The sequence below is a fragment of the Stenotrophomonas sp. YJH_SMC_48-3 genome (assembly GCF_059369375.1).
Genome location: NZ_JCAFSQ010000001.1, coordinates 20,155 through 44,426 on the forward strand (window position 1 = coordinate 20,155; position 24,272 = coordinate 44,426).

Genomic DNA, 24,272 nt, shown 5'->3' on the forward strand with positions numbered 1-24,272 from the left:
GGTCCCGGGCTGTTCTGTCGTACCGGATTGCCTCATGTCACCACGCAAAGCCCTTCCCACCGCCCTGGCCCTGGGCCTGACCCTCGCCGCCGGTGCTCACGCCGACGAAGGCATGTGGATGCCGACCCAGCTGCCGGAACTGGCCAAGTCGCTGCAGGCCGCAGGCTTCAAGGGCAATCCGGCCGACCTGGCCAACGTCACTGCGCCGCCGCTGAGCGCGGTGGTGCGTGCCGGTGGCGGCACCGGTTCGTTCGTGTCCGCCGACGGCCTGCTGCTGACCAACCACCACGTGGCGATGGGCGTGATCCAGTACAACAGCTCGCCCGAGCACGACCTGATCAACGGTGGCTTCATCGCCAAGGACCGTGCCGACGAGCGTCCGGCCAACCCGGACTTCCGCGTGCTGGTCACCGTCGGCTTCGACAAGGTGACCGACCAGGTGCTGGCGCAGGCGCGTGGCAAGACCGGTCGCGCCTATTTCGATGCGGTGGATGCGGCCAGCAAGCAGATCGTGGCCGAGTGCGAGAAGGACGGCAGCGTGCGCTGCTCGGTGGCCAACATGTACTACGGCACCGATTTCTATCGCATCGCCCAGCTGGAACTGAGCGACGTGCGCCTGGTGTACGCGCCGCCGCGCGCGATCGGCAACTACGGCGACGAGATCGACAACTTCATGTGGCCGCGCCACACCGGCGACTTCACCCTGCTGCGCGCCTATGTCGGCAAGGACGGCAAGCCGGCCGCCTACAGCAAGGACAACGTGCCCTACCAGGCACCGGCGCACCTGCAGATGTCGGTGGAAGGCCCGAAGGAAGGCGATTACGCGATGCTGGCCGGTTACCCGGGCATCACCTATCGCCACCGCACCGCGGCCGAATTCGCCGGCCAGATCGATGCCGTGCTGCCGCGCCGCGTGTCGGTGTTCCAGCAGATGATCGACACCATCGAGGCCGCCACCGCCAAGGACGCGCAGGCGCGTACCCGCTATGCCTCGCAGCTGCAGTCGCTGAAGAACAACCGCAAGCGCGCCGCTGGCGAACTGGAAGGCCTGCTGCGCAGCGACGCCAAGGCCCAGCGTGCCGCCGACGAGACCGCGATGCTGGCCGCCACCGACCGCAGGTACCAGAGCGACATCAAGGCGCTGCTGGCCAACCTGTCACAGGGCGCGGCGGTGGGCGAGCGTGACCTGCTGCTGGACCAGATCGCCGCACAGAGCCAGTTGCTGCGCTCGGCGCTGCTGCTGGAGCGCCTGCGCATCGAATCGGCCAAACCGGACGCGCAGCGCGAGAGCGGTTACCAGCAGCGCGACCAGGCGATGATCGAAGGCGTGCTCAAGCAGGTCCAGCGCCGCTACGCACCGGAGGTCGAGAAGGCCCTGCTGACCACCCTGCTGACCCGTTACCAGCAGCTGCCGGACGCGCAGCGCGTGGCCGAGTTCGACGCGGCCTTCGGCCGCACCCCGCAGCAGCTGGCCACGGCGCTGGACACCCTGTACGCCGGAACCCAGCTGGGCGATGAGGCGCAGCGCCTGTCGCGCTTTGCCGCCGCACGCGAAGGCAAGGCCCTGGCCGCCGATCCGCTGATCGCCGTGGCCGGCCCGCTGGTGGCCGCGCAGCTGCGCATCGAAAACGAGAGCAAGACCCGCGAAGGCGAGCAGCTGCGCCTGCGCCCGGCGTACATGCAGGCGCTGTTCGCCTGGCGTGCCAAGCAGGGCCGCGCCGTGTACCCGGATGCCAACCGCACCCTGCGCATCAGCTACGGCAGGGTCGAGGCACTGCACCCGCGCGATGGCGTGACCTACTCGCCGGTGACCACCGTGGCCGGCATCGTCGAGAAGAACACCAACGCCTATCCGTTCGACGCACCCAAGCCGCTGCTGGCCGCGATCGCCAAGGGTGACTTCGGCAGCACCGCCGACCCGGCGCTGAAGACCCAGACGGTCAACTTCCTGACCAACCTGGACACCACCGGCGGCAACTCCGGCTCGCCGGTGCTCAACGCCAAGGGCGAACTGATCGGCCTGAACTTCGACAGCAACTGGGAATCGGTCAGCGCCAGCTGGTGGTTCGATCCGCGCTACAAGCGCGCCGTGCACGTGGACATGCGCTACCTGCGCTGGCTGCTGGCCAAGGTCTACCCGGCGCCCGAGCTGCTGAAGGAAATGGGCGTACCGGCCCAGTAAACCGGTACCTGGCAGGCGCCCACCGCTTCCTGGTGGGTGCCCATTGATTCCCGGTAGGTGCCCACTGTCAGTGGGCACGGATGTCCCCGTCACGACCAACGGTCGTGACCCACCAGACGGACCAACGGTCGTGACCCACCGCCATGACCTACCCGCACGACCAGCGGTCGTGATCTACTGACCCCTGTCCTGACGGAAACGCGCGCGTGGTCTCCAGCTGGATCCTGCTGCTGGTCTCGGTTGCCTATGCTGCGCTGCTGTTCGGCGTGGCGTGGTGGGGCGACCGTCGGCCGATGTATCCCGACCGGCCGTGGCTGCGGCCGGTGGTCTACAGCCTGGCACTGGCCGTGTACTGCTCGTCGTGGACCTTCTACGGCGCGGTCGGCACCGCTGTGCGCAATGGCGTGGGCTATCTGCCGATCTACATCGGCCCGTTGCTGCTGCTGCTGTTCGGCTGGCGCATCATCGAGCGCCTGGCGCTGATCGCGCGCAGCCAGAACGTGGTCTCCATTGCTGATTTCATCTCCTCGCGCTTCGGCCGCTCGCGGCGGCTGGCGGCGCTGGTGGCGATCATCGCGCTGATCGGCATCATTCCGTACCTGGCGCTGCAGTACAAAGCGGTGGCGATGAGCCTGCAGGTCCTGACCGGCAACACCGGCCCGACCGGCTTCTTCACCGATCCCGCGCTGTACGTGGCGCTGCTGATGGCGCTGTTCGCCACCCTGTTCGGTACCCGCCAGGTCGATGCCACCGAGCACCATCACGGCATGATGCTGGCGATCGCCTTCGAATCGGTGATCAAGCTGCTGGCGATGCTGGCCGTGGGCGTGTTCGCCTACCTCTGGCTGAGCAACCGCACCGACGCGGTGGTCGAGTCGGTGCATACGCTGTTCACCGGCCTGCCGCCGGTGGGCTTCATCTCGCAGACCCTGCTCAGTTTCCTGGCCATCATCTGCCTGCCGCGCCAGTTCCACGTGGCCGTGGTCGAGTGCGGCGATGTGCGCGACGTGCGCCGCGCGCGCTGGATGTTCGGCGGCTACCTGGTGCTGATCTCGGGCATGGTGCTGCCGATCGCCACCGCCGGCGTGACCCTGTTTGGCACCGGCGGCAGCGTCGCCGACGACTCGATGGTGCTGGCCCTGCCGCTGGCCGAGGGCCGCAACGCACTGGCGCTGATCGCCTACGTGGGCGGCTTTTCGGCGGCCACCGGCATGGTCATCGTGTCGTCCATCGCGCTGGCCACCATGGTCAGCAACGACCTGGTGATGCCGGTGCTGCTGCGTCGGAGCGGTGACCACCAGGAGGCCGCCGACGTCGCCTCGCGCGTGCTGTGGATCCGCCGCCTGGCGATCCTGCTGCTGGCGCTGATGGCGTACAGCTACTACCGCACCAGCAGCAACGACAGCACGTTGGCCTCGTACGGCCTGATGGCGTTCGCGGCGGTAGCGCAGTTCGCGCCCGGCCTGATCGGCGGCCTGTACTGGCGCGGTGCCAGCCGGCGTGGTGTCGAGGTGGGCATGCTGCTCGGCTTCGCCACCTGGCTGTACACCCTGCTGCTGCCGGCGATGACCATGGCCGGCTGGGTCGACGCCGCCTGGGTGCAGCACGGCCCGTTCGGCATCGAGTGGCTGCGTCCGCAGCAGCTGTTCGGCATGACCGGCTGGGATCCGCTGACCCACGGCACGTTCTGGTCGCTGCTGGTCAACGCGGCGACGATGATGCTGGTGTCCGCGCGCTGGCGCCCCGGTGTGGACGAGCGGCTGCGCGCCGCGCCGTTCCTCGACCCGTATGCCGAGCGCCCGTCGGTGGCCGGTGGCTGGCCCGGTCATGTGCACGTGGGCGACCTGCTGGCACTTGCCTCGCGCGTGGTCGGCGAGCGCCATGCGCGGCGCTCGTTCTTCGAGCAGGCACAGTCGCTGGGCCGCGAGCTGCAATCCTCGGCGCCGGCCGACCGGCCGTGGGTGCAGTTCACCGAACGCCTGCTGGCCGCGTCGATTGGTGCGGCCTCGGCGCGCCTGCTGCTGACCAGCCTGCTGCGTGGCTCGGGCATGGACCTTGGCGAAGTGGTGGCGGTGCTGGACGAAGCCGGGCAGGAACTGCGCTTCAACCGCGAGATCCTGTCGACCACGCTGGAGAACATCAGCGCCGGGGTCAGCGTGGTCGATCCGGACATGCGCCTGACCGCGTGGAACCGCCGCTACCAGGACATGTTCGGTTACCCCGACGGCATGCTCTACGTGGGCCGCCCGGTGGCCGACCTGATCCGATACAACGCCGAGCGCGGCGAGCTGGGCGAGGGCGATATCGAAGTACAGATCAACCGCCGCATCGGCTACATGCGCGCCGGTTCGCCGCACGTGTTCGAGCGCACCCGCAGCGACGGCAAGGTGATCGAGATGCGCGGCCAGGCGCTGCCCGGCGGCGGCTACGTGACCAGCTACAACGACATCACCGACTACAAGCACGCCGAAAAGGCGCTGCTTGAAGCCAACGAGACGCTGGAACAGCGCGTCGCCGAGCGCTCGCATGAGGCCGAGGTCGCACAGCAGTCGAAGACGCGCTTCCTGGCGGCGATCAGCCACGACGTGCTGCAGCCGCTGAACGCCGCGCGCCTGTTCGCTTCGGCGTTGCGTGACAGCGACCACGTGAGCGATGAGCAGAAGCACCTGGCCGAACGCGTGGATGCGTCGCTGCGCGCGGCCGAAGAACTGCTGGATGGCCTGCTGGACGTGTCGCGGCTGGATGCCGGTGGCCTGCACCCGGTGATCGGCGAGTTCGATGTGAGTGCGTTGATGCGCGAGCTGGCTGCGCAGTACACGCCGGTGGCTGCGGGCCGTGGCCTGCGCCTGGACCTGTTCGCGCGCGCGGCCTGGGTACGCAGCGATCGCCGCCTGCTGCGCCGCGTACTGCAGAACTTCCTGGCCAATGCACTGCGCTACACACGCCAGGGGCGCATCGTGCTGGCCGTGCGCCAGCGCGGCGACGAGGTGGAACTGCAGGTGTGGGATACCGGCCCTGGCATTCCCGAACACCACATGCGGCAGATCTTCGACGAGTTCCACCGCTACCAGCAGCCGTTCGACTGGGGCGAGCAGGGGTTGGGCCTGGGCCTGTCGATCTGCCAGCGCATCTCGCGCCTGCTTGATCATCGGTTGAACGCACGCAGCCGCGTCGGCAAGGGCTCGATGTTCTCGATCATCCTGCCACGGGTTGCGCCCTTGCCCGGCTACACCGAGCCTGCCAAGGCGACCCAGGCCGTGGCCACACCGGTGCGCAGCGATTCGCTGGCGGGCCTGCGGGTGCTGTGCGTGGACAACGACGAGGAAATCCTCGACGGCATGCGCGCACTGCTCGGCCGCTGGCAGGTGCAGGTGATCACCGCCGCCACCGTCGACCAGGCACTGGAGAAGATCGCCGAGCGACCGCAGGTGATGCTGGTGGACTACCACCTGCACGATCGCATGGATGGCCTGGATGCGCTGGTGGCGCTGCGCGAGGCGGCCGGCTACCCGCTGCCGGGTGCGCTGCTGACCGCCGATGGTCGCGACGAACTGAAGCGGATGGCGCGCGAACGCGGCTACCGCGTGCTGACCAAGCCGATCAAGCCGGCCTCGCTGCGCGCCTTCCTCGGCGCGCTGCGCGACGCCGGCAATAGCGACGCCTGATTGGCAACTGTAGAGCCGAGCCTATGCTCGGCTTCCGCGCGCTGCACGGCGCCGATATAGCCATCGCTATACAAACCAGCCCTGCCTGCGCGTTTCGCTGGAAATGCGCCACGCGCGAATCGCGATGCTAAGCTTCGCGTCCCCTTGGGGAGTAGCCGGATTCCTTCGCAGGAATCGTCCACGTCAACATACTCGGCCAGTGCGCCGTGGCGTGGACAACCATGATGGTTGGCGAGACCAGCGGCCCGCGCGCGCAACGTCAGGTTGGGCGCGAGCGCAGGCCGTGCGTCCGTCCTAGCCCGACCTCAGCCGCTGTCCATGTCCCCCATTTCGATCCTCCTGATCGGCTTTGCCATGTCCACCGATGCCTTCGCTGCGGCGATCGGCAAGGGTGCGGCCATGCGCAAGCCGGTGTTCCGCGATGCACTGCGGGCCGGCATCATCTTCGGCGTCATCGAGGCGATCACGCCCATCATCGGCTGGTTGCTCGGCCGTGCCGCCCTGCAGTACGTGGAAGCATTCGACCACTGGATCGCCTTCGGCCTGCTCGGTGCGCTGGGCATCCACATGATCTACAACGGCCTGCGCCCGGACAGTGCCGAGGAAGACGAAGACCCTTCGCAGCACCACGGCTTCTGGAAGCTGGCGCTGACCGGTTTCGCCACCAGCATCGACGCGATGGCCGTGGGCATCGGCCTGGCCTTCATGGACGTGCATATCGGCGTGATGGCGGCGGTCATCGGTCTGTGCACGCTGACGATGGTCACCGTCGGCATCATGCTCGGCCGCGTGCTGGGCAGCATGGTCGGCAAGCGTGCCGAGATCATCGGCGGCGTGATCCTGATGATCATCGGCGCGACGATCCTGTACGAACACCTGCACGGCGTGGGGTAAGCAGGGAAATCTGTAGAGCCGAGCCCACGCTCGGCTGCTTTGCATGGCAGCCGAGCATGGACTCGGCTCTACATCAGGGTGTTGGCTGACAAGCATTGCGGTGTTGCACTGATGGAGAGGCTGTCACGCGTGCCATAGCGTCTTCGCATGGCCAGTCCCGCACTCCGTTATGGTCGTTGGTCGCATACCGGCAATGTCTATGCCCTTACGACGGTGACGCATGCGCGTCGTCCCTGGTTCAGTGACAAGGGCAACGTCGATCTTCTGATCGAAGCGCTGCGCACAGTCGAGCAAACCGGTCGTACCTTCTCCCTGGCCTGGGTGATCATGCCGGACCACCTGCATTGGTTGATCGAGCTGCGTACGGGCACGCTGGCCGGCCGCATGCAGATCCTGAAGTCCCGGAGTGGAAGATCCATCGCCAGGCGCGCTGATGCCAACGCGCCGATCTGGCAGCCGGGATACTACGACCATGCGCTGCGCGGCGATGAGTGCCTGCGCACGCAGGCGATGTACATCGCGGCCAATCCCGTGCGTGCTGGACTGGCCACGCGCATCGGGGAATACCCCTATGTGTGGAGTCGATGGTTGCTTGAGGAGTGATTGGTATTGAGGCAAAGAGCAGCCGAGCGTGGGCTCGGCTCTACAGGGGCATCATGACGTCTGTAGAGCCGAGCCCATGCTCGGCTCCGCAGTCCGTCACCTTCAGTCTTCTTCCGGCGGCAGTACGATGGCGTCGTCGTCGATGGCCAGCTTGCCGGCCATCAGCACGGCCTGGGTGCGGTTGGTTACGCCGAGCTTGCGCAGGATGGCGGTGACGTGGGCCTTGATCGTTGCTTCGGAGACGTTGAGGTCGTAGGCGATCTGCTTGTTCAAGCGGCCGGCGCCGAGCATCTGCAGGACGCGGAACTGCTGCGGGGTCAGCTCGCGCAGGCGCTGGCCGACTTCGCGTTCTTCGCTGCCGGTAGGCGGCACGTTGTGCGCTTCCGGCGGTGCCCAGGTCTCGCCATCGAGGATGGCGCCCAGCGCATGGCCGATGGTGTCCGAATCCGCAGACTTCGGAATGAAGCCCAGCGCACCGTGGTCGAGCGCGCGGCGCATCACCGTGGCCTCCTCACGTGCGGACACCACCACCACCGGCAGGTGCGGGTGCAGCGAGCGCATGTGCACCAGCGCGTTGAAACCCTGCGCACCGGGCATGTTGAGGTCCATCAGGACCAGGTCGGCGTCGTTGTGCTGGTCGGCCAGCGCGTACAGCGCTTCCACGCTGTCGGCCTCGAACAGCTGCACGCCGGGGATGACCCGCTGCACGGCTCCACGCAGGGCTTCGCGGAACAGCGGGTGGTCATCGGCAATCAGGAGGGTGGTCATGGGTCGAGCTTATCGATCAGGAAAAAGAGCGACGTGATGGCAGGTGCAGGACGGGTCGGACACGGCCGGGTCCCTCCTCCCGGCCACGTCCCTGGCGCGTTCTGCGCCCGCAGTCAGCGCACCTTGCGCTCGTCCACCAGCGAGGCCACCACCGACGGATCGGCCAGGGTCGAGGTGTCGCCAAGCTGGTCCGGCGCGTTCTCGGCAATCTTGCGCAGGATGCGGCGCATGATCTTGCCCGAGCGGGTCTTCGGCAGGCCCGGCGCCCACTGCAGGTGGTCCGGCGTGGCGATCGGGCCGATCTCCTTGCGCACCCACGCGACCAGCTCTTTCTGCAGCTCGTCGCTGGGGGCCTCTTCGGCCACCAGGGTGACGTAGGCGTAGATGCCCTGGCCCTTGACGTCGTGCGGGAAGCCGACCACGGCCGCCTCGGCCACCTTCGGGTGCGAGACCAGCGCGCTTTCCACTTCGGCGGTGCCGATGCGGTGGCCGGACACATTGATCACGTCATCGACGCGGCCGGTGATCCAGTAATAGCCGTCTTCGTCGCGGCGGCACCCGTCGCCGGTGAAGTAGCTGCCCGGGTAGGTGCGGAAATACGTATCGATGAAACGCTGGTGGTCGCCGTACACCGTGCGCATCTGGCCCGGCCAGGAATCACGGATGATCAGGTTGCCCTCGGTCGGGCCGTCCTGGATCTCGCCATCGGCATTGACCAGCGCCGGCTGCACGCCGAAGAAGGGCAGGGTGGCCGAACCCGGCTTGAGGTCCATCGCACCGGCCAGCGGCGAGATCAGGATGCCGCCGGTCTCGGTCTGCCACCAGGTATCGACGATCGGGCAGCGGCTGTCGCCGACCACCTCGTAGTACCAGCGCCAGGCCTCCGGGTTGATCGGCTCGCCGACGCTGCCGAGCAGGCGCAGCGACGCGCGCGAGGTCTTCTTCACCGGCTCCTCGCCCTCGCGCATCAGCGCACGGATGGCGGTCGGGGCGGTGTAGAAGATGCTCACCTTGTGCTTGTCGATGACGTTCCAGAAGCGCGAGGTGTCCGGATAGTTCGGCACGCCTTCGAACATCAGCGAGGTCGCACCGTTGGCCAGTGGCCCGTACACGATGTAGCTGTGGCCGGTGACCCAGCCGACGTCGGCGGTGCACCAGTAGATGTCGTCCTCGCGCAGGTCGAACACCGCTTCATGGGTGTAGGCCGCATACAGCAGGTAGCCGCCGGTGGTGTGCAGCACACCCTTCGGCTTGCCGGTGGAACCGGAGGTGTAGAGGATGAACAACGGGTCTTCCGCGTTCATGGGTTCCGGTTCGCAGGTGGACGGCTGGCTGTCCACCACATCGTGGAACCAGCGGTCGCGCGGGGCCTGCATGTCCACGGCACCGCCGGTGTGGCGCACCACCAGCACGGTTTCCACGGTATTGGTGCCCGGCAGCTTCAGCGCGGCATCGACGTTGGCCTTCAGCGGAATCCTGCGGCCACCGCGCAGGCCTTCGTCGGCGGTGATGATCAGCTTGCTCTGGCAGTCGCTGACACGGTCGGCGATCGAGTTCGGCGCGAAGCCACCGAACACCACCGAGTGGATCGCACCGATGCGTGCGCAGGCCAGCATGGCCACCGCGGCGTCGACGATCATCGGCAGGTAGATGGTGACCCGGTCGCCCTTCTTGACGCCGAGGTTGCGCAGCGCGTTGCCGAGGCGGCAGGTGCGCTCGTACAGCTCGCGATAGGTCACATGCTGGGCCGGTGCATCCGGGCCGTCCGGCTCGAACAGCAGGGCGGTCTTGTCGCCGCGCGTTTCCAGCTGGCGATCCAGGCAGTTCACGCTGGCATTGAGCTCGCCATCCTCGAACCACTTGATGCGGAAGTCGGACAGGTCATAGCTGACGTTCTTGATCTTCGTCGGCTTGCGCATCCATTGCAGGCGCTCGGCGGCCTTGCCCCAGAATCCATCCGGATCGGCCACCGACGCCTGGTACTGCTGTTCATAGGTCTTCTTGTCGATGCGTGCCTTGGCGGCGAACTGCGGATCGACGGGGTAGATATCAGCCATGGCACCCTCACTTGCACGTTGACTTTGTATGTGCGGTCGCAGCATTGCAACGACCGATCCCCCTCAGTTTGCCCCATCCACCCCCGGCCGCGTCACCACCCTGGTTAGACCATGGTCGAAAGTGAGCGCCTTGCAGGCCCGGGTTCGACCAATGGCGAATAGCCGCTATACATAATCGCCCCGCAGTCTCGGCTCGACCGTGCCCCACGCGCGGCATCACCTTGCCACTTGGGAGAGAGGGCAACATGAGCCACCGTACGTTGAAAGCCGTGCGCACACCTTTGGCGGCCTGCCTGCTGGTCGCCCTGGTCGCACCGGGCATGGCGTTCGCAGAGACCGCCAAAGAGAAGGCACTGGAAGCACGCGTTGCCGAACTGGAACGCCAGGTCCAGCTGCTGCTGTCTTCGCAGCAACAACAACAGACCCAGATCAGCCAGACCCAGCAGGCCGTGACCGAAGTGCGCACGGTGCAGGCCGAGCAGAAGCCGGTCGCACAGGTGCCGGCCGGCAAGCAGCCGATCCAGGTCACCACCCTCACCCCGGGCGCCGCGCCGGGCACCACGGTCAAGATCGGCGGCTTCATCAAGGCCGACTTCCTGGCCACCCAGACCAGCGATGGCCAGCTGGCCGACGACGCCACCGGCCGTTCGCTGTACCTGCCGGGCCAGACCCCGGTCGAAGGCGCTGGCGGCAGCGGCAAGCGCTCGGGCACCGATTTCAACGCCCATGCCAAGTTCTCGCGCTTCAACCTGGGCATCGACAACGTCAGCGAATCGGGCAACAAGGCCGGTGCGTTCTTCGAGATGGACTTCTTCGGCAACTCGCTGGGCAACCAGACCGCCACCAACACCTACGGCGTGACCCTGCGCCACGCTTACATGTACTGGAACAACTGGCTGGCCGGCCAGACCTGGTCCAACTTCATGGACGCGGCCGCACTGCCCGAAGCGGTCGACTTCGTCGGCCCCACCGACGGCGTGATCTTCGTGCGCCAGGCGCAGGTGCGCTACACCCAGGGCGGCTTCAGTGTCGCACTGGAAAACCCGGAAACCACCACCCTCACCGGCACCCGCAACCCGGTCACCGGTGCCTGGACCAACGCCAGCGCCAACTCCGACCGTGGCAGCCTGCCCGACCTGACCCTGCGCTATGGCTGGAAGGGCGACTGGGGCACCTTCGGCGTCGGCGGCATCGTCCGTCAGCTGAAGGTCGACAACCAGGTCACCGGCGCGAAGGCCGACAAGGTGGCCGGCGGCCTGACCCTGGGCGGCAAGTGGGTGATGGGTGACAGCGATTCGCTGCACTACCAGCTGACCGGCGGCGAAGGCATCGCCCGCTACATCGGCCTGGGCATCACCGCCGACAGCGCCTACGACGTGGCCCGCGATGAGCTCAACCCGACCGGCGTGCTGGCCGGCTACGTCGGCTGGCGGCATGCGTTCTCGCCGAAGCTGCGCACCAACCTGATCTACGCGCGCAGCGACTACGACAACGACAGCATCCTCGGCCCGCTGGTGACCAAGAGCGTGCAGAGCGTCCGCGGCAACATCTTCTATTCACCGCTGCCCAAGGTCGATATCGGCGCCGAGCTGATGTATGGCCGTCGCGAAGTGGAGAACGGCAACAAGGGTGACATCACCCGGTTGCAGTTCACCACGAAGTACAGCTTCTAAGAGCGTGCCGGCCAGCGGCCGGCACCTACCGAGATGGGGTGCCGGCCAAGGTCGGCATCTACCGAATTGAGTGCCGACCAACGGTCGGCACCCACCAACAACGATTGCTTCGGAGGGGAAGCGTCCCATGTCCAGTACACCCAGCACCGCACATAAAGCGGGCACCCTGACCAAGGGCCACAAGAAGGTCATCTTCGCCTCGAGCCTCGGCACGGTCTTCGAGTGGTATGACTTCTTCCTGTACGGCTCGCTCGCGGCCATCATCGCCAAGCAGTTCTTCAGTGGCGTCAATGAAACCACGGGCATGATCTTCGCCCTGCTGGCGTTCGCCGCCGGCTTCTTCGTGCGTCCGTTCGGCGCGGCCTTCTTCGGCAGCCTCGGCGACCGCATCGGCCGCAAGTACACCTTCCTGGTCACCATCCTGATCATGGGCATCTCGACCTTCCTGGTCGGCGTGCTGCCCAACTACGCCTCGATCGGGTTTGCCGCACCGGTGATCCTGATCATCCTGCGCCTGGCCCAGGGCCTGGCGATGGGCGGCGAGTACGGCGGTGCCGCCACCTACGTGGCCGAGCACGCGCCGGACGACAAGCGCGGCCTGTACACCAGCTTCATCCAGTGCACCGCCACGCTGGGCCTGTTCCTGTCGCTGCTGATCATCCTGGCCTGCCGCATGACGCTGGGCAACGAGGCCTTCGAGGCCTGGGGCTGGCGCATCCCGTTCCTGGTGTCGATCCTGCTGCTGGGCATTTCGGTATGGATCCGCCTGCAGCTGAGCGAATCGCCGCTGTTCCAGCAGATGAAGGCTGAAGGCAAGGGCTCCAAGACCCCGTTCCGCGACAGCCTGAAGGGCGGCAACCTGAAGCTGATGTTGCTGGTCCTGCTCGGTGCAGCGGCTGGCCAGGCCGTGGTCTGGTACGGCGGACAGTTCTACGCGCTGTTCTTCCTCAGCAGCATGCTGAAGGTCGATGCCACCACCTCCTACCTGCTGATCGCCGCAGCGCTGGCACTGGGCACGCCGTTCTTCATCTTCTTCGGCTGGCTGTCCGACCGCATCGGCCGCAAGAAGATCATCCTGGCCGGCTGCCTGCTGGCGGCCATCACCTACATCCCGATCTTCAAGGGCCTGACCCACTTCGCCAACCCGGCCATCGAAGAAGCGCGCAGCAGCTCGCCGGCACTGGTCGTCGCCGACCCGGCCACCTGCTCGTTCCAGTTCGATCCGGTGGGCCTGCGCAAGTTCACCAGCTCCTGCGACGTGGCCACCGCTGCGCTGACCAAGGCCGGTGTGCCGTACGACGTGCAGCCCGCCGCCGCCGGCTCGCTGGCGATGGTGAATGTGGGCAGCGCCAGCGTCACCTCGTATGAGGCCGCCGGCCTGACCAAGGAAGAAGGCAAGGCCAAGGCCGATGCGTTCGGCGCGGAACTGAAGACCGCCCTGACCTCTGCCGGCTACCCGGCCAAGGCCGATGGTGCGCGCATCAACATTGCCGGCACCATCTTCATGCTGTGGCTGCTGGTGCTGTACGTGACCATGGTCTACGGCCCGATTGCCGCCTACCTGGTCGAACTGTTCCCGACCCGCATCCGCTACACCTCGATGTCGCTGCCGTACCACATCGGCAACGGCTGGTTCGGTGGCTTCCTGCCGGCGATCTCGTTCGCGCTGGTGGCCGGTACCGGCAACCTGTACTACGGCCTGTGGTACCCGATCGCGATCGCACTGATGTCGGTGGTGATCGGCGGCCTGTTCCTGCGCGAAACCAAGAACGTGGATATCACCAAGTAACCGGCGTGCCGACCAACGGTCGGCACCCACCGCGTTTCAGGGGCCGCGGTGCAGATCGCGGCCTTTCTGTTTTCTGCGCCGTGTCATTTCGGCTCGCATTCCGGTAGTGCCGGCCGCTGGCCGGCAACCCCATGAATCTCCGCAGACATGAACCCATTGCCGGCCAGCGGCCGGCACTACCATGGCGATGCGCGGCACCCCGTATAGTCGGCCCATGACCACCATCACCCCGGCCGAGCTCCCCGCCATCCTGCACACCCTGCGCAGCGCCTGGCAGTCGCAGCGCCCCACGCTCGACCAGCGTGGGGCCGACCTGCGCCGCCTGCGCGAGGGGCTGAAGCCACGCCTGGACGAAATGGCCACGGCCATCGCCGAGGACTTCGGGCATCGCGCCCACGTTGAATCGAAGCTGGCCGATGGCATGAGCGTGCTGTCGGCCATCGACCACCTGCGCCGCCACCTGCGGCGCTGGTCGAAGCCGCAGCGGGCATCGGCGGGATGGAAGTTGTGGCCAGCGCGCGCGCAGCTGCGGCCGACGCCACTGGGCGTGGTCGGGGTGATCTCGCCCTGGAACTACCCGGTCACGCTGGCATTGGTGCCTTTGGCCACCGCCATCGCTGCGGGCAACCATGTGCTGCTGAAGCCTTCGGAACACACGCCGCGCACCAGTGCGTTCCTGGCCGATCTGCTGGCCAGCGTGTTCCCGCCCGATCGGGTGGCGGTGGTGCAGGGCGGGGCGGAGGTGGCCGCAGCGGTGTCGTCGCTGCCGTTGGACCATCTGCTGTTCACCGGCTCGACGGCCGTCGGCCGCAAGGTGATGGCCGCCGCCGCCGAACATCTGGTACCGGTCACGCTGGAACTGGGCGGCAAGTCGCCGGCGATCGTTTGCAGCGACTTTCCACTTGAAAAAGCCGCTGCGCGGCTGGCCACCGGCAAGTGGTTCAACGCCGGCCAGACCTGCATCGCGCCGGATTACGTGCTGATCGATACCGCGCGCCAGCGCGAGTTCGTGCAGGCGCTGCAGCAGCAGGTGCGCGAACGCTACGGCGACTTCAGCGATGCCGACGACTACACGCGGATCATCAACGACGGCCAGTACCGTCGCCTGCAGGGCTATCTGGCACAGGCGCGGCAACGCGGCGTGCCGGTGATTCCGCTGGCGCAGGTGGATGAGGCGCGCGCCGACCGCGAGCGCCTGCTGGTGCCGACCGTGGTGCTGGACCCGCCGGATGACCTGGACCTGATGCGCGAGGAGATCTTTGGCCCGATTCTGCCGGTGCGGGCCTATCCGGACCTGGATGCCGCGCTGGCCGACGTGCTGTCGCGTGACCGCCCGCTGGCGCTGTACCCCTTCAGCCAGGACCGCGCGACGGTGGAACGCATCCTCGGCCAGGTGGTGGCCGGTGGGGTGACGGTGAATGACACGCTGCTGCACTTCGCCGCCGATGGCCTGCCGTTTGGCGGGGTAGGGGCCAGTGGCATGGGCGCGTACCACGGCCGGGCCGGGTTCGATGCGATGAGCAAGCGGCTGCCGGTGCTGTGGCAGTCGCGCTGGGCGGCCAGCGACCGGCTGCGGCCGCCGTATTCGAAGATTGCGGGGTTGTTGAAGCTGCTGCTGCGGTGAACCCAGGCAGGGCGTGGCTCTGCTGAATCAGGGCCCGGCCCGATTCTTCTGTAGAGCCGAGCCCACGCTCGGCTGCTCCTGGCTGGGTGCCGATCAATGCAGCCGAGCGTGGGCTCGGCTCTACACGGGAATCCGGCCCGAGCCCCATCCCGGCCACCCGGGTAGAATGCCCGCATGAAGATCGCCTCGTGGAACGTCAATTCGCTCAATGTCCGCCTGCCGCACCTGGAGCAGTGGCTGAAGGACTTCGGCCCGGACATCGTCGGCATCCAGGAAACCAAGCTGGAGGACCACAAGTTCCCCGATTCGGCGCTGATCGCCGCGGGCTACCGCAGCGTGTTCGCCGGCCAGAAGACCTACAACGGCGTGGCGCTGCTGTCGCGTGAGCCTGCGCAGGACGTGCAGATCGGCATTCCCGGCTTCGAGGACGAGCAGAAGCGCGTCATCGCCGGTACCTTCGGCGACCTGCGCGTGATCAACCTGTACGTGGTCAACGGCCAGGACATCGGTACCGACAAGTACGACTACAAGCTGCGCTGGCTGGAGGCGGTGCACGCCTGGATCGCGCAGGAGCTGCAGCGGCACCCGAAGCTGATCGTGATGGGGGACTTCAACATTGCCCCGGACGCACGCGACGTGCACGACCCGGAGGTGTGGAACGACAACCACATCCTGACCTCCACCGCTGAGCGTGGCGCGCTCAACAAGCTGCTGCAGCTGGGCCTGCACGATGGCTTCCGCCTGCACAACGACGAGGCGGGTACCTTCAGCTGGTGGGATTACCGCGCCGCCGGCTTCCGTCGCAACCTGGGCCTGCGCATCGACCTGACCCTGGTTTCCGATGCGCTGAAGAGCGGTGCGGTGGCTTCGGGCATCGACCGCGAGCCGCGCACCTGGGAACGCCCGAGCGACCATGCGCCGGCGTGGGTGCAGCTGGGTTGAGTTGAGGTAGCGCCGGGGCATACCCGGCGAGCGCAGCGGCGGCAGGGTGACGCCGGGCATGGCCCGGCGCTACCCCTCAGATCACCGTATGCTCTTGCGGGTGAACAGGTTGACGATCGCCAGCAGGATCACCGCACCGATCAGCGAGAACAGGAAGGTGCGGATGGTGATCGCCTCGTTGATGCCACCGCCGAACAGCCAGCCGGAAATCAGCGCGCCGACGATGCCGACCACGATGTTGAGGATGATGCCCTGCTGGGCATCGCGCTTCATGATGATGCTGGCCAGCCAGCCTACGATGCCGCCGACGATCAGCCAGATGATGATGCCCATGATCGAACCTCCGGTGGGGAACTGTGACCAGTTGACGCGCACGGCTGTGAACCCGTCGTGCAATTGCGTGATGGGCGCGTGCGGATGAGCCTGCCAGCCACCCTCGACGGCCCCTGGCGCTTCGGCCCGGTGACGGTCTGGCGCTGCCCGCACGTGCCGGGCCAGCGCGGTGAACCGCAGGCCCGGCAGGTACTGGCGCAGGCGCTGGGCACCGATCCGCAGACGCTGCCACTGGTCCGTGACGACAAGGGCCGGCCGGAGCTGAGCGGCCCGTTGGCCCACTACGGGACCGGCTGGAGCCACAGCGGTGAGGTGCTGCTGGTGGCGCTGGGCGAAGGCGTGCGGCTGGGCGTGGACCTGGAACTGCTGCGGCCGCGGCCGCGTCTTCTGGAAATCGTGCGGCGCTTCTTCCACCCGCAGGAGGTGGCCTGGCTGGAACGCCTGGACGAGGCCGACCGCGAGCACTGGTTCTTCCGCGTGTGGTGCGTCAAGGAGGCGATCCTGAAGGCGCACGGCCAGGGCATCTCGTTCGGCCTGCACCGCCTGCAGCTGGCGCCGGGGGCCGATGGCGCCCTGCACCTGCGCTGGTGCGACCTGGAACTGGGCGAGGCCGCGCGCTGGCACCTGCACGAATGGCAGGCCAGCGGCCAGTTCCGTGCGGCGTTGGCCTGGTATCCGCACTGAAGCGGGGAATCAGCGCGCAAAACCGGCGATAATGGCGGCATGAGCGAACACCCACTTCCCGCCAGCGTGGCTGCCACGCTGGAACAGGGCCTGGCCAGCATGGGCCTGGACGCCGCGCTGGCGCCGCCGCTGCTGCGCTACCTGGCCCTGCTGCACCGCTGGAACGGCACCTACAACCTCACCGCCATCCGCGACCCGCAGGAGATGGTTACCCGCCACCTGCTCGATTCGCTGGCGATGCAGCCGTTCGTGGCTGATGGCAGCCTGGCCGACCTCGGTACCGGTCCCGGGTTGCCGGGCATCCCGCTGGCGATCGCCTGCCCGGGCCTGCAGGTCACCCTGGTCGAGAGCAACGGCAAGAAGGCGCGCTTCATGCGCGAGGCCGTGCGCCAGCTCGGCCTGGGCAATGCCCGCGTCGCCGAATCGCGCGCCGAGGCGCTGGACGAGGCCGGCCGTTATGACCAGCTGACCGCCCGCGCGATGGACACCCTGGCCGGCATCGTCCGCGTCGGTGGCCACCTGCTGCGGCCCGGCGGCGTGCTGCTGGCCATGAAGGGCGTCTACCCGCATGAGGAGATCGCGGAACTGCCGGCTGGCTGGCAGGTGCGTGAGGTGACCCCGCTGAGCGTGCCCGGCCTGGCCGGCGAACGCCACCTGGTCACCGTTGCAGGTCCCTGATTCGCGCCGCCAGCCCTTTGTGGAACAACGGGTTGGCGATCCACGATTTCCGCAAGGGGCCGGTTGTACGCATAATGACCGGTCCCAACCATCCGTCGACGAGGCACACCCGCATGGCCCGCATCATCGCCATCGCCAACCAGAAGGGTGGCGTCGGCAAGACCACGACCGCCGTCAACCTGGCCGCTTCCCTGGCCAACGCACCCAAGCGCGTGCTGTTGGTCGACCTGGACTCGCAGGGCAACGCGACCATGGGCAGCGGCGTGGACAAGCGTGAGCTGGCGGCCTCCACCTGCGATCTGCTGCTGGGCGAGAACAGCGCCGCCGATGTGCGCGTGCAGACCGCCGAAGGCTACGACCTGCTGCCGGGCAACATCGACCTGACCGCCGCCGAGATCCAGCTGATGGGCCAGAGCGAGCGCGAGCAGCGGCTGAAGCGCGCGCTGGCGCCGATCCGCGACGAGTACGACTACATCCTGATCGATTGCCCGCCGGCGCTGTCGCTGCTGACGCTCAACGCGCTGGCCGCCGCCGATTCGGTGATCGTGCCGATGCAGTGCGAGTACTACGCACTGGAAGGCCTGAGCGCGCTGGTGGAAACCATCGAAGCGCTGCGCACCAGCCTGAACCCCGCGCTGGAGATCGAAGGCGTGCTGCGCACCATGTTCGACGTGCGCAACAACCTGGCCAATGCGGTCTCGGCCGAGCTCACCGAGCACTTCGGCGACCGCGTGTTCCGCACCATCGTGCCGCGCAACGTGCGCCTGGCCGAGGCACCCAGCCATGGCCAGAGCATCGTCGGCTACGACCGCGCCTCGCGCGGTGGCGTGGCCTACCTGGGCCTGGCCGGCGAGATCATCCGCCGCAACAACGAACGCAACAAGGCCGGCAAGGCCGTGGAGACCGTCTGATGACCAGCAGCAAGCCGGCAGCCAAGAAGCGAGGCCTCGGCCGTGGCCTGGACGCGCTGCTGGGCCCGAAGGGCGCGGTCAGCCAGGTGCAGGCCACCACCGCGGTGATCGAGCCGCTGCCGGGTGAAGTGCTGCGCAAGTTGCCGGTCGGCCAGCTGCAGCCGGGCAAGTACCAGCCGCGCCGCGAGATGGACGAGGGCAAGCTGTCCGAGCTGGCCGACTCGATCAAGTCGCAGGGCGTGATCCAGCCGATCCTGGTGCGCCAGCTGCCGGCGGGCAACTACGAAATCGTCGCTGGTGAACGCCGTTGGCGCGCATCGCAGCTGGCCGGGCTGGACGAAGTGCCGGTGGTGGTGCGCGAGCTGGAAGACCGCACCGTCATCGCGATGGCGCTGATCGAGAACATCCAGCGCGAAGACCTCAACCCGCTGGAAGAAGCCGAGGCGCTGCAGCGCCTGATCAGCGAGTTCACCCTGACCCATGCCGAGGCCGCCGAGGCCGTCGGCCGCTCGCGCGCGGCGGTGTCCAACCTGCTGCGCCTGCTGGAGCTGCCGGTGGCGATCCGGCTGCTGCTGGAAACCCGCCGCCTGGAAATGGGCCACGCCCGCGCGCTGCTGACCCTGGCTCCCGAGCTGGCCGGCAAGCTGGCGCAGGAAGCGGCCGATGAAGGCTGGTCGGTGCGCGAGGTCGAGCGCCGTGCGCAGGCCTTCGCCGCCGGCAAGGTGCCGAGCAACCGCCCGGTGGCGACGCCGAAGGTGCAGCAGGCCGACATCGCCTCGCTGGAAACCGAACTGTCCGAAGCGCTGGGTGCCAAGGTGGCGATCAACCACGGCCGTGGCGGCAAGGGCAAGCTGATCATCCACTACACCGATCTGGACACCCTGGACGGCGTGCTGGAAAAGCTGCGTACGCGCCAGGGCTGAACCCGGCGCCACATCACGCCGGCCGACGCATCCCCGCGACGTCGGCCACGCCGATGGCAGCGGGGTGCTTTGATCGAGACCCGCGATGACCATCCTGCTTACCGGCGCTGCCGGCTTCATCGGTGCCTACACCGCCCGCGCGCTGCTGGAGGCCGGCCAGGCCGTGGTCGGTCTGGACAACTTCAACGATTACTACGACCCGCAGATCAAGCGTGACCGCGTGGCCGCGCTGTGCCCGGCGCTGGACCTGCGCACGCTGGACCTGACCGATAACGAAGGCCTGGCCGCGCTGTTCGACGAAGTGAAGCCGACCGCCGTGATCCATCTGGCTGCACAGGCCGGCGTGCGCTATTCGCTGGAAAACCCGCAGGCCTACGTCGACAGCAACCTGGTCGGCTTCGTCAACATGCTCGAGCTGTGCCGCCACCGTGGCGTGCAGCACCTGGTGTATGCCTCCAGCAGTTCGGTGTATGGCGACTCGGCCACGCCGCCGTTCTCCGAGGACCAGCGCGTGGACCAGCCGCGCTCGCTGTACGCGGCGACCAAGGCGGCCAACGAGCTGATGGCCTACACCTACGCACAGCTGTACGGCCTGCATGCCACCGGGCTGCGATTCTTCACCGTGTATGGCCCGTGGGGCAGGCCGGACATGGCACCGCTGCTGTTCTCGCGCGCGGTGCTGGCCGGTCGGCCGATCGACGTGTTCAACGAAGGCCGCATGCAGCGCGATTTCACACATGTCTCCGACATCGTGTCCGGTATCCTCGGTGCCCTCGCGCATCCGGCCGACGGCCCGGTGCCGCACCGGGTGTTCAACCTCGGCAACCATACGCCGGTCGAGCTGGAGCGCTTCATCAGCGTGATCGAGCAGGCGGCCGGCCGCCCTGCGCAGAAGGTCTACAAGCCCATGCAGCCGGGCGACATGGTGCGCACGATGGCCGATACCCGGCGCGCACATGACGCTTTCGGCTTCGATGCGGTGACCCCGATCGAACAAGGCCTGCCGCCTGTGGTGCTGTGGTGCCGCGAGTATTTTGGCGATCGCGCCTGAGGACGGATCCTCACGCCGCCGGGTTCATCTTCGGATAACCTCGGTTTCGGAGAATGCGCGGTCTTTGTCCCCCCTTTGGCCGAGTGCCTTATGAGCCAACCCGAGCTTTCCGTTGTCGTCCCGGTGTTCAACGAGCGCGACAATGTTGCCCCGCTGGTCGCCGAAATCACCGCTGCGCTGCGTGGCCGAGTCCCGTTCGAGATCGTCTACATCGACGACCACTCGCGTGATGACACCCTGGCGGTGCTGCAGGGGCTGAAGGCAACCACCCCGGAACTGCGCGTGCTGCACCATGTGAACCAGAGCGGGCAGAGCACGGCGGTGCGCACCGGCGTCAAGCATGCGCGGGCGCCGTGGATCGCGACCCTGGATGGCGATGGCCAGAACGATCCGGCCGATATTCCCAAGCTGCTCGCCGCACGCGACGCCGCCGACACGCAGGTGAAGCTGTTCGCCGGTTGGCGCGTCAACCGGCAGGACAGCAGCAGCAAGCGCTGGGCCAGTCGCTGGGCCAATGCCATCCGTGCGCGCATGCTGCGCGACGACACCCCCGACACCGGTTGCGGCATCAAGCTGTTCGAACGCAGCGCGTTCCTCGACCTGCCGTATTTCGACCACATGCACCGCTATCTGCCGGCGCTGATGCAGCGCGCCGGCTGGAAGACCACCAGTGTGCCGGTCAACCACCGCCACCGTACCGCTGGCGTGTCCAAGTACAACAACCTCGGCCGTGCGCTGGTCGGCATCCGCGATCTGCGTGGCGTGGCCTGGCTGATCACCCGAAGCAAGCGCACCGCGGTGGAGGAGCGCTGATGGATCTGGAGCTTCACTGGCTGGATCAGCCCTTGACCTGGCTGTACTGGACCGGCCTGCATGTAACCGGCTGGAAGCTGATCGGTTACACCGGCGCACTGATGTTCGGCGGCCGCTGGCTGGTCCAGTTCATCGCCTCCAAGCGTGCCGGCAAGCCCGTCATCCCGCGCCTGTTCTGGTACATGAGCGTGATCGGCAGCCTGATGACGCTGAGCTACTTCCTGTTCTCGGCCAAGCAGGACTCGGTGGGTGTGCTGCAGAACCTGTTCCCGGCGTTCACCGCGCTGTACAGCCTGCACCTGGACATCAAGCACCGCGGCTGGAAGCGCGACAAGGCCAGCCACTGAGGCCTGCGGGGTGCCTGCCATGGGTAGAGTCGACTGTCAGTCGACTTTCGCGCGGAGCGCGGGCTTTGCCACGTTTGGCGGAAGAGCAGCCGACTAACAGTCGGCTCTACCCAGTCGGCGCTACCACGCGCCTTCGGCCGGGGCCCGGTCCTGCCTGCTGTGGGTAGAGTCGACTGTCAGTCGACTTTCGCGCGGAGCGCGGGCTTTGCCACGTTTGGCCGAAGAGCAGCCGACTAACAGTCGGCTCTACCCAGTCGGCCTACTACGTGCCTTCGGCCGGGGCCCGGTCCTGCCCGCCGTGGGTAGAGTCGACTGTCAGTCGACTTTCGCGCGGAGCGCGGGCTTTGCTGCATGTGGCGGAAGAGCAGCCGACTGACAGTCGGCTCTACCACGCGCCTGCGCCGCTGGGTCCCCGGCCTGCGGGCGGTTCCCGGTCCTGCCTGCTGCGCAGGCAGGACCTTCGTCCCATGCCTTGGACCGTGGGCGGTGCCATGATCGGGGTCTGCCTTCCCGGGAACCTGTGCTCGTGAAAACCCGTCTTGCCGTTGCCCTGCTGCTCGCCCTGTCCGCCCCCGCTGTGGCGCTGGCTGCACCGCCCGCCACCGCCGCGTCGGCCAGCGTGGCCACCGAATCGCCCGCGGATGCCGCCTTCCGTGCGGTGTACGAGAAGGAATGGAAGTGGCGCCAGGATGGCGGCGGCGAGGCCAGCGAGGACGAGGACGCCCCGGCCAATGCCACCCGCATGCCCGACGTCGGCCCGGCCGCGCAGCAGGCGCGCCTGAAGGTGTGGGACGAGACCCTGGCCGCGCTGAAGAAGATCGACCCGAAGACCCTGTCGCCCGACAACCAGGTCAACTACGCGATCTACCGCGACCAGGTGTTCAACCTCGCCGAAGAGGTGCGCCTGCGCGGCTACGAGATGCCGTTCAACGCCGACTCCTCGTTCTGGTCCAACCTGTCCTTCATGGCCCGGCGCGAGATGAAGACCGTGCAGGATTACCAGAACTACATCGCACGGCTGAACGATGTGCCGCGCTATTTCGGGCAGCAGACAGAGAACATGCGCGCCGGCCTGAAGCGTGGCTTCAGCGTGCCGCGCGCGGTGCTCGATGGCCGCGAGGTGTCCATCGCCACCGTCGCCGAGTTGAAGGACCCGACCGAGTCGCCACTGTACGCGCCGTTCAAGAAGCTGCCCAACACCGTTCCGGCGGCCGAACAGGCCAGGCTGCAGGCGCAGGCGCGTGAAGCGATCAGCGGCAAGGTGGTGCCGGCGTTCCAGCAGCTGCGCACCTTCTTCGTCAACGAGTACGTGCCGCAGGCGCGCACCACCCTGGCCGCCGAAGCGATGCCCGACGGCAAGGCGTACTACAAGCAGCAGATCCACGAATACACCACGCTGGACCTGTCGCCGGACGAGATCCACCGCATCGGCCTGGATGAAGTCGCACGCATCCAGAAGGAAATGAACGACATCATCAAGCAGGTGAAGTTCAAGGGCAGCTTCGCCGAATTCCTGACCTTCCTGCGTACCGACCCGCAGTTCTACGCCAAGACGCCGGAGGAGCTGCTGTCGCGTGCCGCGTGGATCTCCAAGCGCGCCGATGGCCAGCTTGGCAAGTACATGACGCTGCCACGCGCCCGCTTCACCATCGTGCCGGTGCCGCCGGACATTGCGCCGTTCTGGACCGCCGGCCGCGGTGGCATGGGCACCTACTGGCTCAACACCTACAACCTGCCGTCGCGCCCGCTGTACAACCTGCCGGCACTGACCCTGCATGAGTCCGATCCGGGCCACGCGTTGCAGGGCGCCATCGCCGCCGAGCAGAAGAACCTGCCCGAGTTCCGCCGCAACGCCTACATCTCCGCCTATGGCGAAGGCTGGGCGCTGTACTGCGAGAAGCTGGGCGTGGAAATGGGCATCTATGAAACCCCGTACGAGGATTTCGGCCGTCTGACCTACGAGATGTGGCGTGCTGCGCGCCTGGTGATCGACACCGGCGTGCACAGCAAGGGCTGGACCCGCGAGCAGGCGTTGGCCTACCTGCGTGACCACACCGCGCTGAGCGAGCATGAAGTGACCACCGAAGTGGATCGCTACATTTCCTGGCCGGGCCAGGCGCTGAGCTACAAGCTGGGCGAGATCGCCATCGTGCGCCTGCGTGCGCAGGCCGAGAAGGAGCTGGGCGACAAGTTCGACATCAAGGGTTTCCACGACACCCTGCTCAAGCAGGGCTCGGTGCCGCTGCCGGTGCTGGAACAGCAGATCCAGGCCTACATCGCCGAACGCAAGAAGGCCTGACCCGACGCGTCGCCGGGCATGGCCCGGCGCTACCAG

The 24,272-nt window shown here is 67.2% G+C and carries 19 protein-coding genes and 1 riboswitch; of the genes, 16 read left to right on the forward strand and 3 right to left on the reverse strand.

Features of this window, described 5'->3' with window-relative positions; translation table 11 throughout:
• The first annotated feature begins 34 nt into the window (after positions 1-34).
• From AC5P65_RS00080 to AC5P65_RS00095, 4 genes are all read left to right on the forward strand, one after another.
• Positions 35-2,182 carry a S46 family peptidase gene (locus AC5P65_RS00080; protein WP_111098075.1) on the forward strand — a complete coding sequence of 716 codons (2,148 nt, stop codon included), beginning with the start codon at positions 35-37 and terminating at the stop codon, positions 2,180-2,182.
• 206 nt (positions 2,183-2,388) lie between these two features.
• Complete coding sequence (locus tag AC5P65_RS00085) at positions 2,389-5,847, forward strand: hybrid sensor histidine kinase/response regulator (RefSeq protein ID WP_111098074.1); 3,459 nt, start codon at positions 2,389-2,391, stop codon at positions 5,845-5,847.
• 140 nt (positions 5,848-5,987) lie between these two features.
• Positions 5,988-6,077, forward strand: a riboswitch (yybP-ykoY riboswitch).
• 88 nt (positions 6,078-6,165) lie between these two features.
• Positions 6,166-6,741 (forward strand): manganese efflux pump MntP, encoded by a 576-nt coding sequence (locus AC5P65_RS00090; RefSeq protein WP_111098073.1) that lies wholly within the window; start codon positions 6,166-6,168, stop codon positions 6,739-6,741.
• Between the two features lie 147 nt (positions 6,742-6,888).
• Positions 6,889-7,344, forward strand: a complete 456-nt coding sequence (locus tag AC5P65_RS00095; RefSeq protein ID WP_111098072.1) for an REP-associated tyrosine transposase — start codon at positions 6,889-6,891, stop codon at positions 7,342-7,344.
• Positions 7,345-7,446: 102 nt separating this feature from the next.
• On the opposite strand, the gene AC5P65_RS00100 is transcribed toward AC5P65_RS00095, so the two are convergent.
• Both AC5P65_RS00100 and acs read right to left on the reverse strand, forming a co-directional pair.
• The gene (locus AC5P65_RS00100) at positions 7,447-8,112 is read right to left on the reverse strand and encodes a response regulator transcription factor (RefSeq protein ID WP_111098071.1); all 666 of its coding nucleotides are present in this window, start codon (positions 8,110-8,112) and stop codon (positions 7,447-7,449) included.
• 113 nt (positions 8,113-8,225) lie between these two features.
• Entirely contained in the window at positions 8,226-10,169 is a 1,944-nt protein-coding gene (acs, locus tag AC5P65_RS00105; RefSeq protein WP_111098070.1) for an acetate--CoA ligase, read from the reverse strand.
• 245 nt (positions 10,170-10,414) lie between these two features.
• Here acs and AC5P65_RS00110 point away from each other — a divergent pair, with 245 nt between their 5' ends.
• From AC5P65_RS00110 to xth, 4 genes are all read left to right on the forward strand, one after another.
• Positions 10,415-11,842 (forward strand): DcaP family trimeric outer membrane transporter, encoded by a 1,428-nt coding sequence (locus tag AC5P65_RS00110; protein WP_111098069.1) that lies wholly within the window; start codon positions 10,415-10,417, stop codon positions 11,840-11,842.
• 127 nt (positions 11,843-11,969) lie between these two features.
• On the forward strand, positions 11,970-13,631 hold the full coding sequence (locus AC5P65_RS00115; RefSeq protein WP_005420402.1) for an MFS transporter: 1,662 nt from the start codon (positions 11,970-11,972) through the stop codon (positions 13,629-13,631).
• 214 nt (positions 13,632-13,845) lie between these two features.
• Complete coding sequence (locus AC5P65_RS00120; protein ID WP_111098068.1) at positions 13,846-15,255, forward strand: coniferyl aldehyde dehydrogenase; 1,410 nt, start codon at positions 13,846-13,848, stop codon at positions 15,253-15,255.
• Positions 15,256-15,429: 174 nt separating this feature from the next.
• Positions 15,430-16,197, forward strand: coding sequence for an exodeoxyribonuclease III (xth, locus tag AC5P65_RS00125; protein ID WP_111098845.1), 768 nt, complete (start codon positions 15,430-15,432; stop codon positions 16,195-16,197).
• A gap of 81 nt (positions 16,198-16,278) precedes the next feature.
• Here the strand turns inward: xth and AC5P65_RS00130 are convergent, their stop codons facing one another.
• Positions 16,279-16,530 carry a GlsB/YeaQ/YmgE family stress response membrane protein gene (locus AC5P65_RS00130; RefSeq protein WP_005411656.1) on the reverse strand — a complete coding sequence of 84 codons (252 nt, stop codon included), beginning with the start codon at positions 16,528-16,530 and terminating at the stop codon, positions 16,279-16,281.
• An 84-nt stretch (positions 16,531-16,614) separates the two neighbouring features.
• Here AC5P65_RS00130 and AC5P65_RS00135 point away from each other — a divergent pair, with 84 nt between their 5' ends.
• The 8 genes from AC5P65_RS00135 to AC5P65_RS00170 all read left to right on the forward strand — a co-directional run bounded on the left by AC5P65_RS00135 (position 16,615) and on the right by AC5P65_RS00170 (position 24,236).
• On the forward strand, positions 16,615-17,214 hold the full coding sequence (locus tag AC5P65_RS00135) for a 4'-phosphopantetheinyl transferase family protein (RefSeq protein WP_019661752.1): 600 nt from the start codon (positions 16,615-16,617) through the stop codon (positions 17,212-17,214).
• Between the two features lie 39 nt (positions 17,215-17,253).
• Entirely contained in the window at positions 17,254-17,892 is a 639-nt protein-coding gene (gene rsmG / locus AC5P65_RS00140; protein ID WP_111098844.1) for a 16S rRNA (guanine(527)-N(7))-methyltransferase RsmG, read from the forward strand.
• A 113-nt stretch (positions 17,893-18,005) separates the two neighbouring features.
• Positions 18,006-18,803: a ParA family protein gene (locus tag AC5P65_RS00145; RefSeq protein ID WP_019661751.1), complete on the forward strand. Its 798-nt coding sequence runs from the start codon at positions 18,006-18,008 to the stop codon at positions 18,801-18,803.
• Positions 18,803-19,726, forward strand: coding sequence for a ParB/RepB/Spo0J family partition protein (locus tag AC5P65_RS00150; RefSeq protein ID WP_005411652.1), 924 nt, complete (start codon positions 18,803-18,805; stop codon positions 19,724-19,726). The genes AC5P65_RS00145 and AC5P65_RS00150 overlap by 1 nt, the downstream gene beginning before the upstream one ends.
• A gap of 85 nt (positions 19,727-19,811) precedes the next feature.
• The gene (locus tag AC5P65_RS00155; protein WP_019661750.1) at positions 19,812-20,777 is read left to right on the forward strand and encodes an NAD-dependent epimerase/dehydratase family protein; all 966 of its coding nucleotides are present in this window, start codon (positions 19,812-19,814) and stop codon (positions 20,775-20,777) included.
• Positions 20,778-20,867: 90 nt separating this feature from the next.
• Positions 20,868-21,590: a glycosyltransferase family 2 protein gene (locus tag AC5P65_RS00160; protein ID WP_111098843.1), complete on the forward strand. Its 723-nt coding sequence runs from the start codon at positions 20,868-20,870 to the stop codon at positions 21,588-21,590.
• Positions 21,590-21,937: a lipid-A-disaccharide synthase N-terminal domain-containing protein gene (locus AC5P65_RS00165; protein WP_058979230.1), complete on the forward strand. Its 348-nt coding sequence runs from the start codon at positions 21,590-21,592 to the stop codon at positions 21,935-21,937. The genes AC5P65_RS00160 and AC5P65_RS00165 overlap by 1 nt, the downstream gene beginning before the upstream one ends.
• A 526-nt stretch (positions 21,938-22,463) precedes the next feature.
• Entirely contained in the window at positions 22,464-24,236 is a 1,773-nt protein-coding gene (locus tag AC5P65_RS00170) for a DUF885 domain-containing protein (RefSeq protein WP_111098842.1), read from the forward strand.
• Positions 24,237-24,272 lie beyond the last annotated feature (36 nt).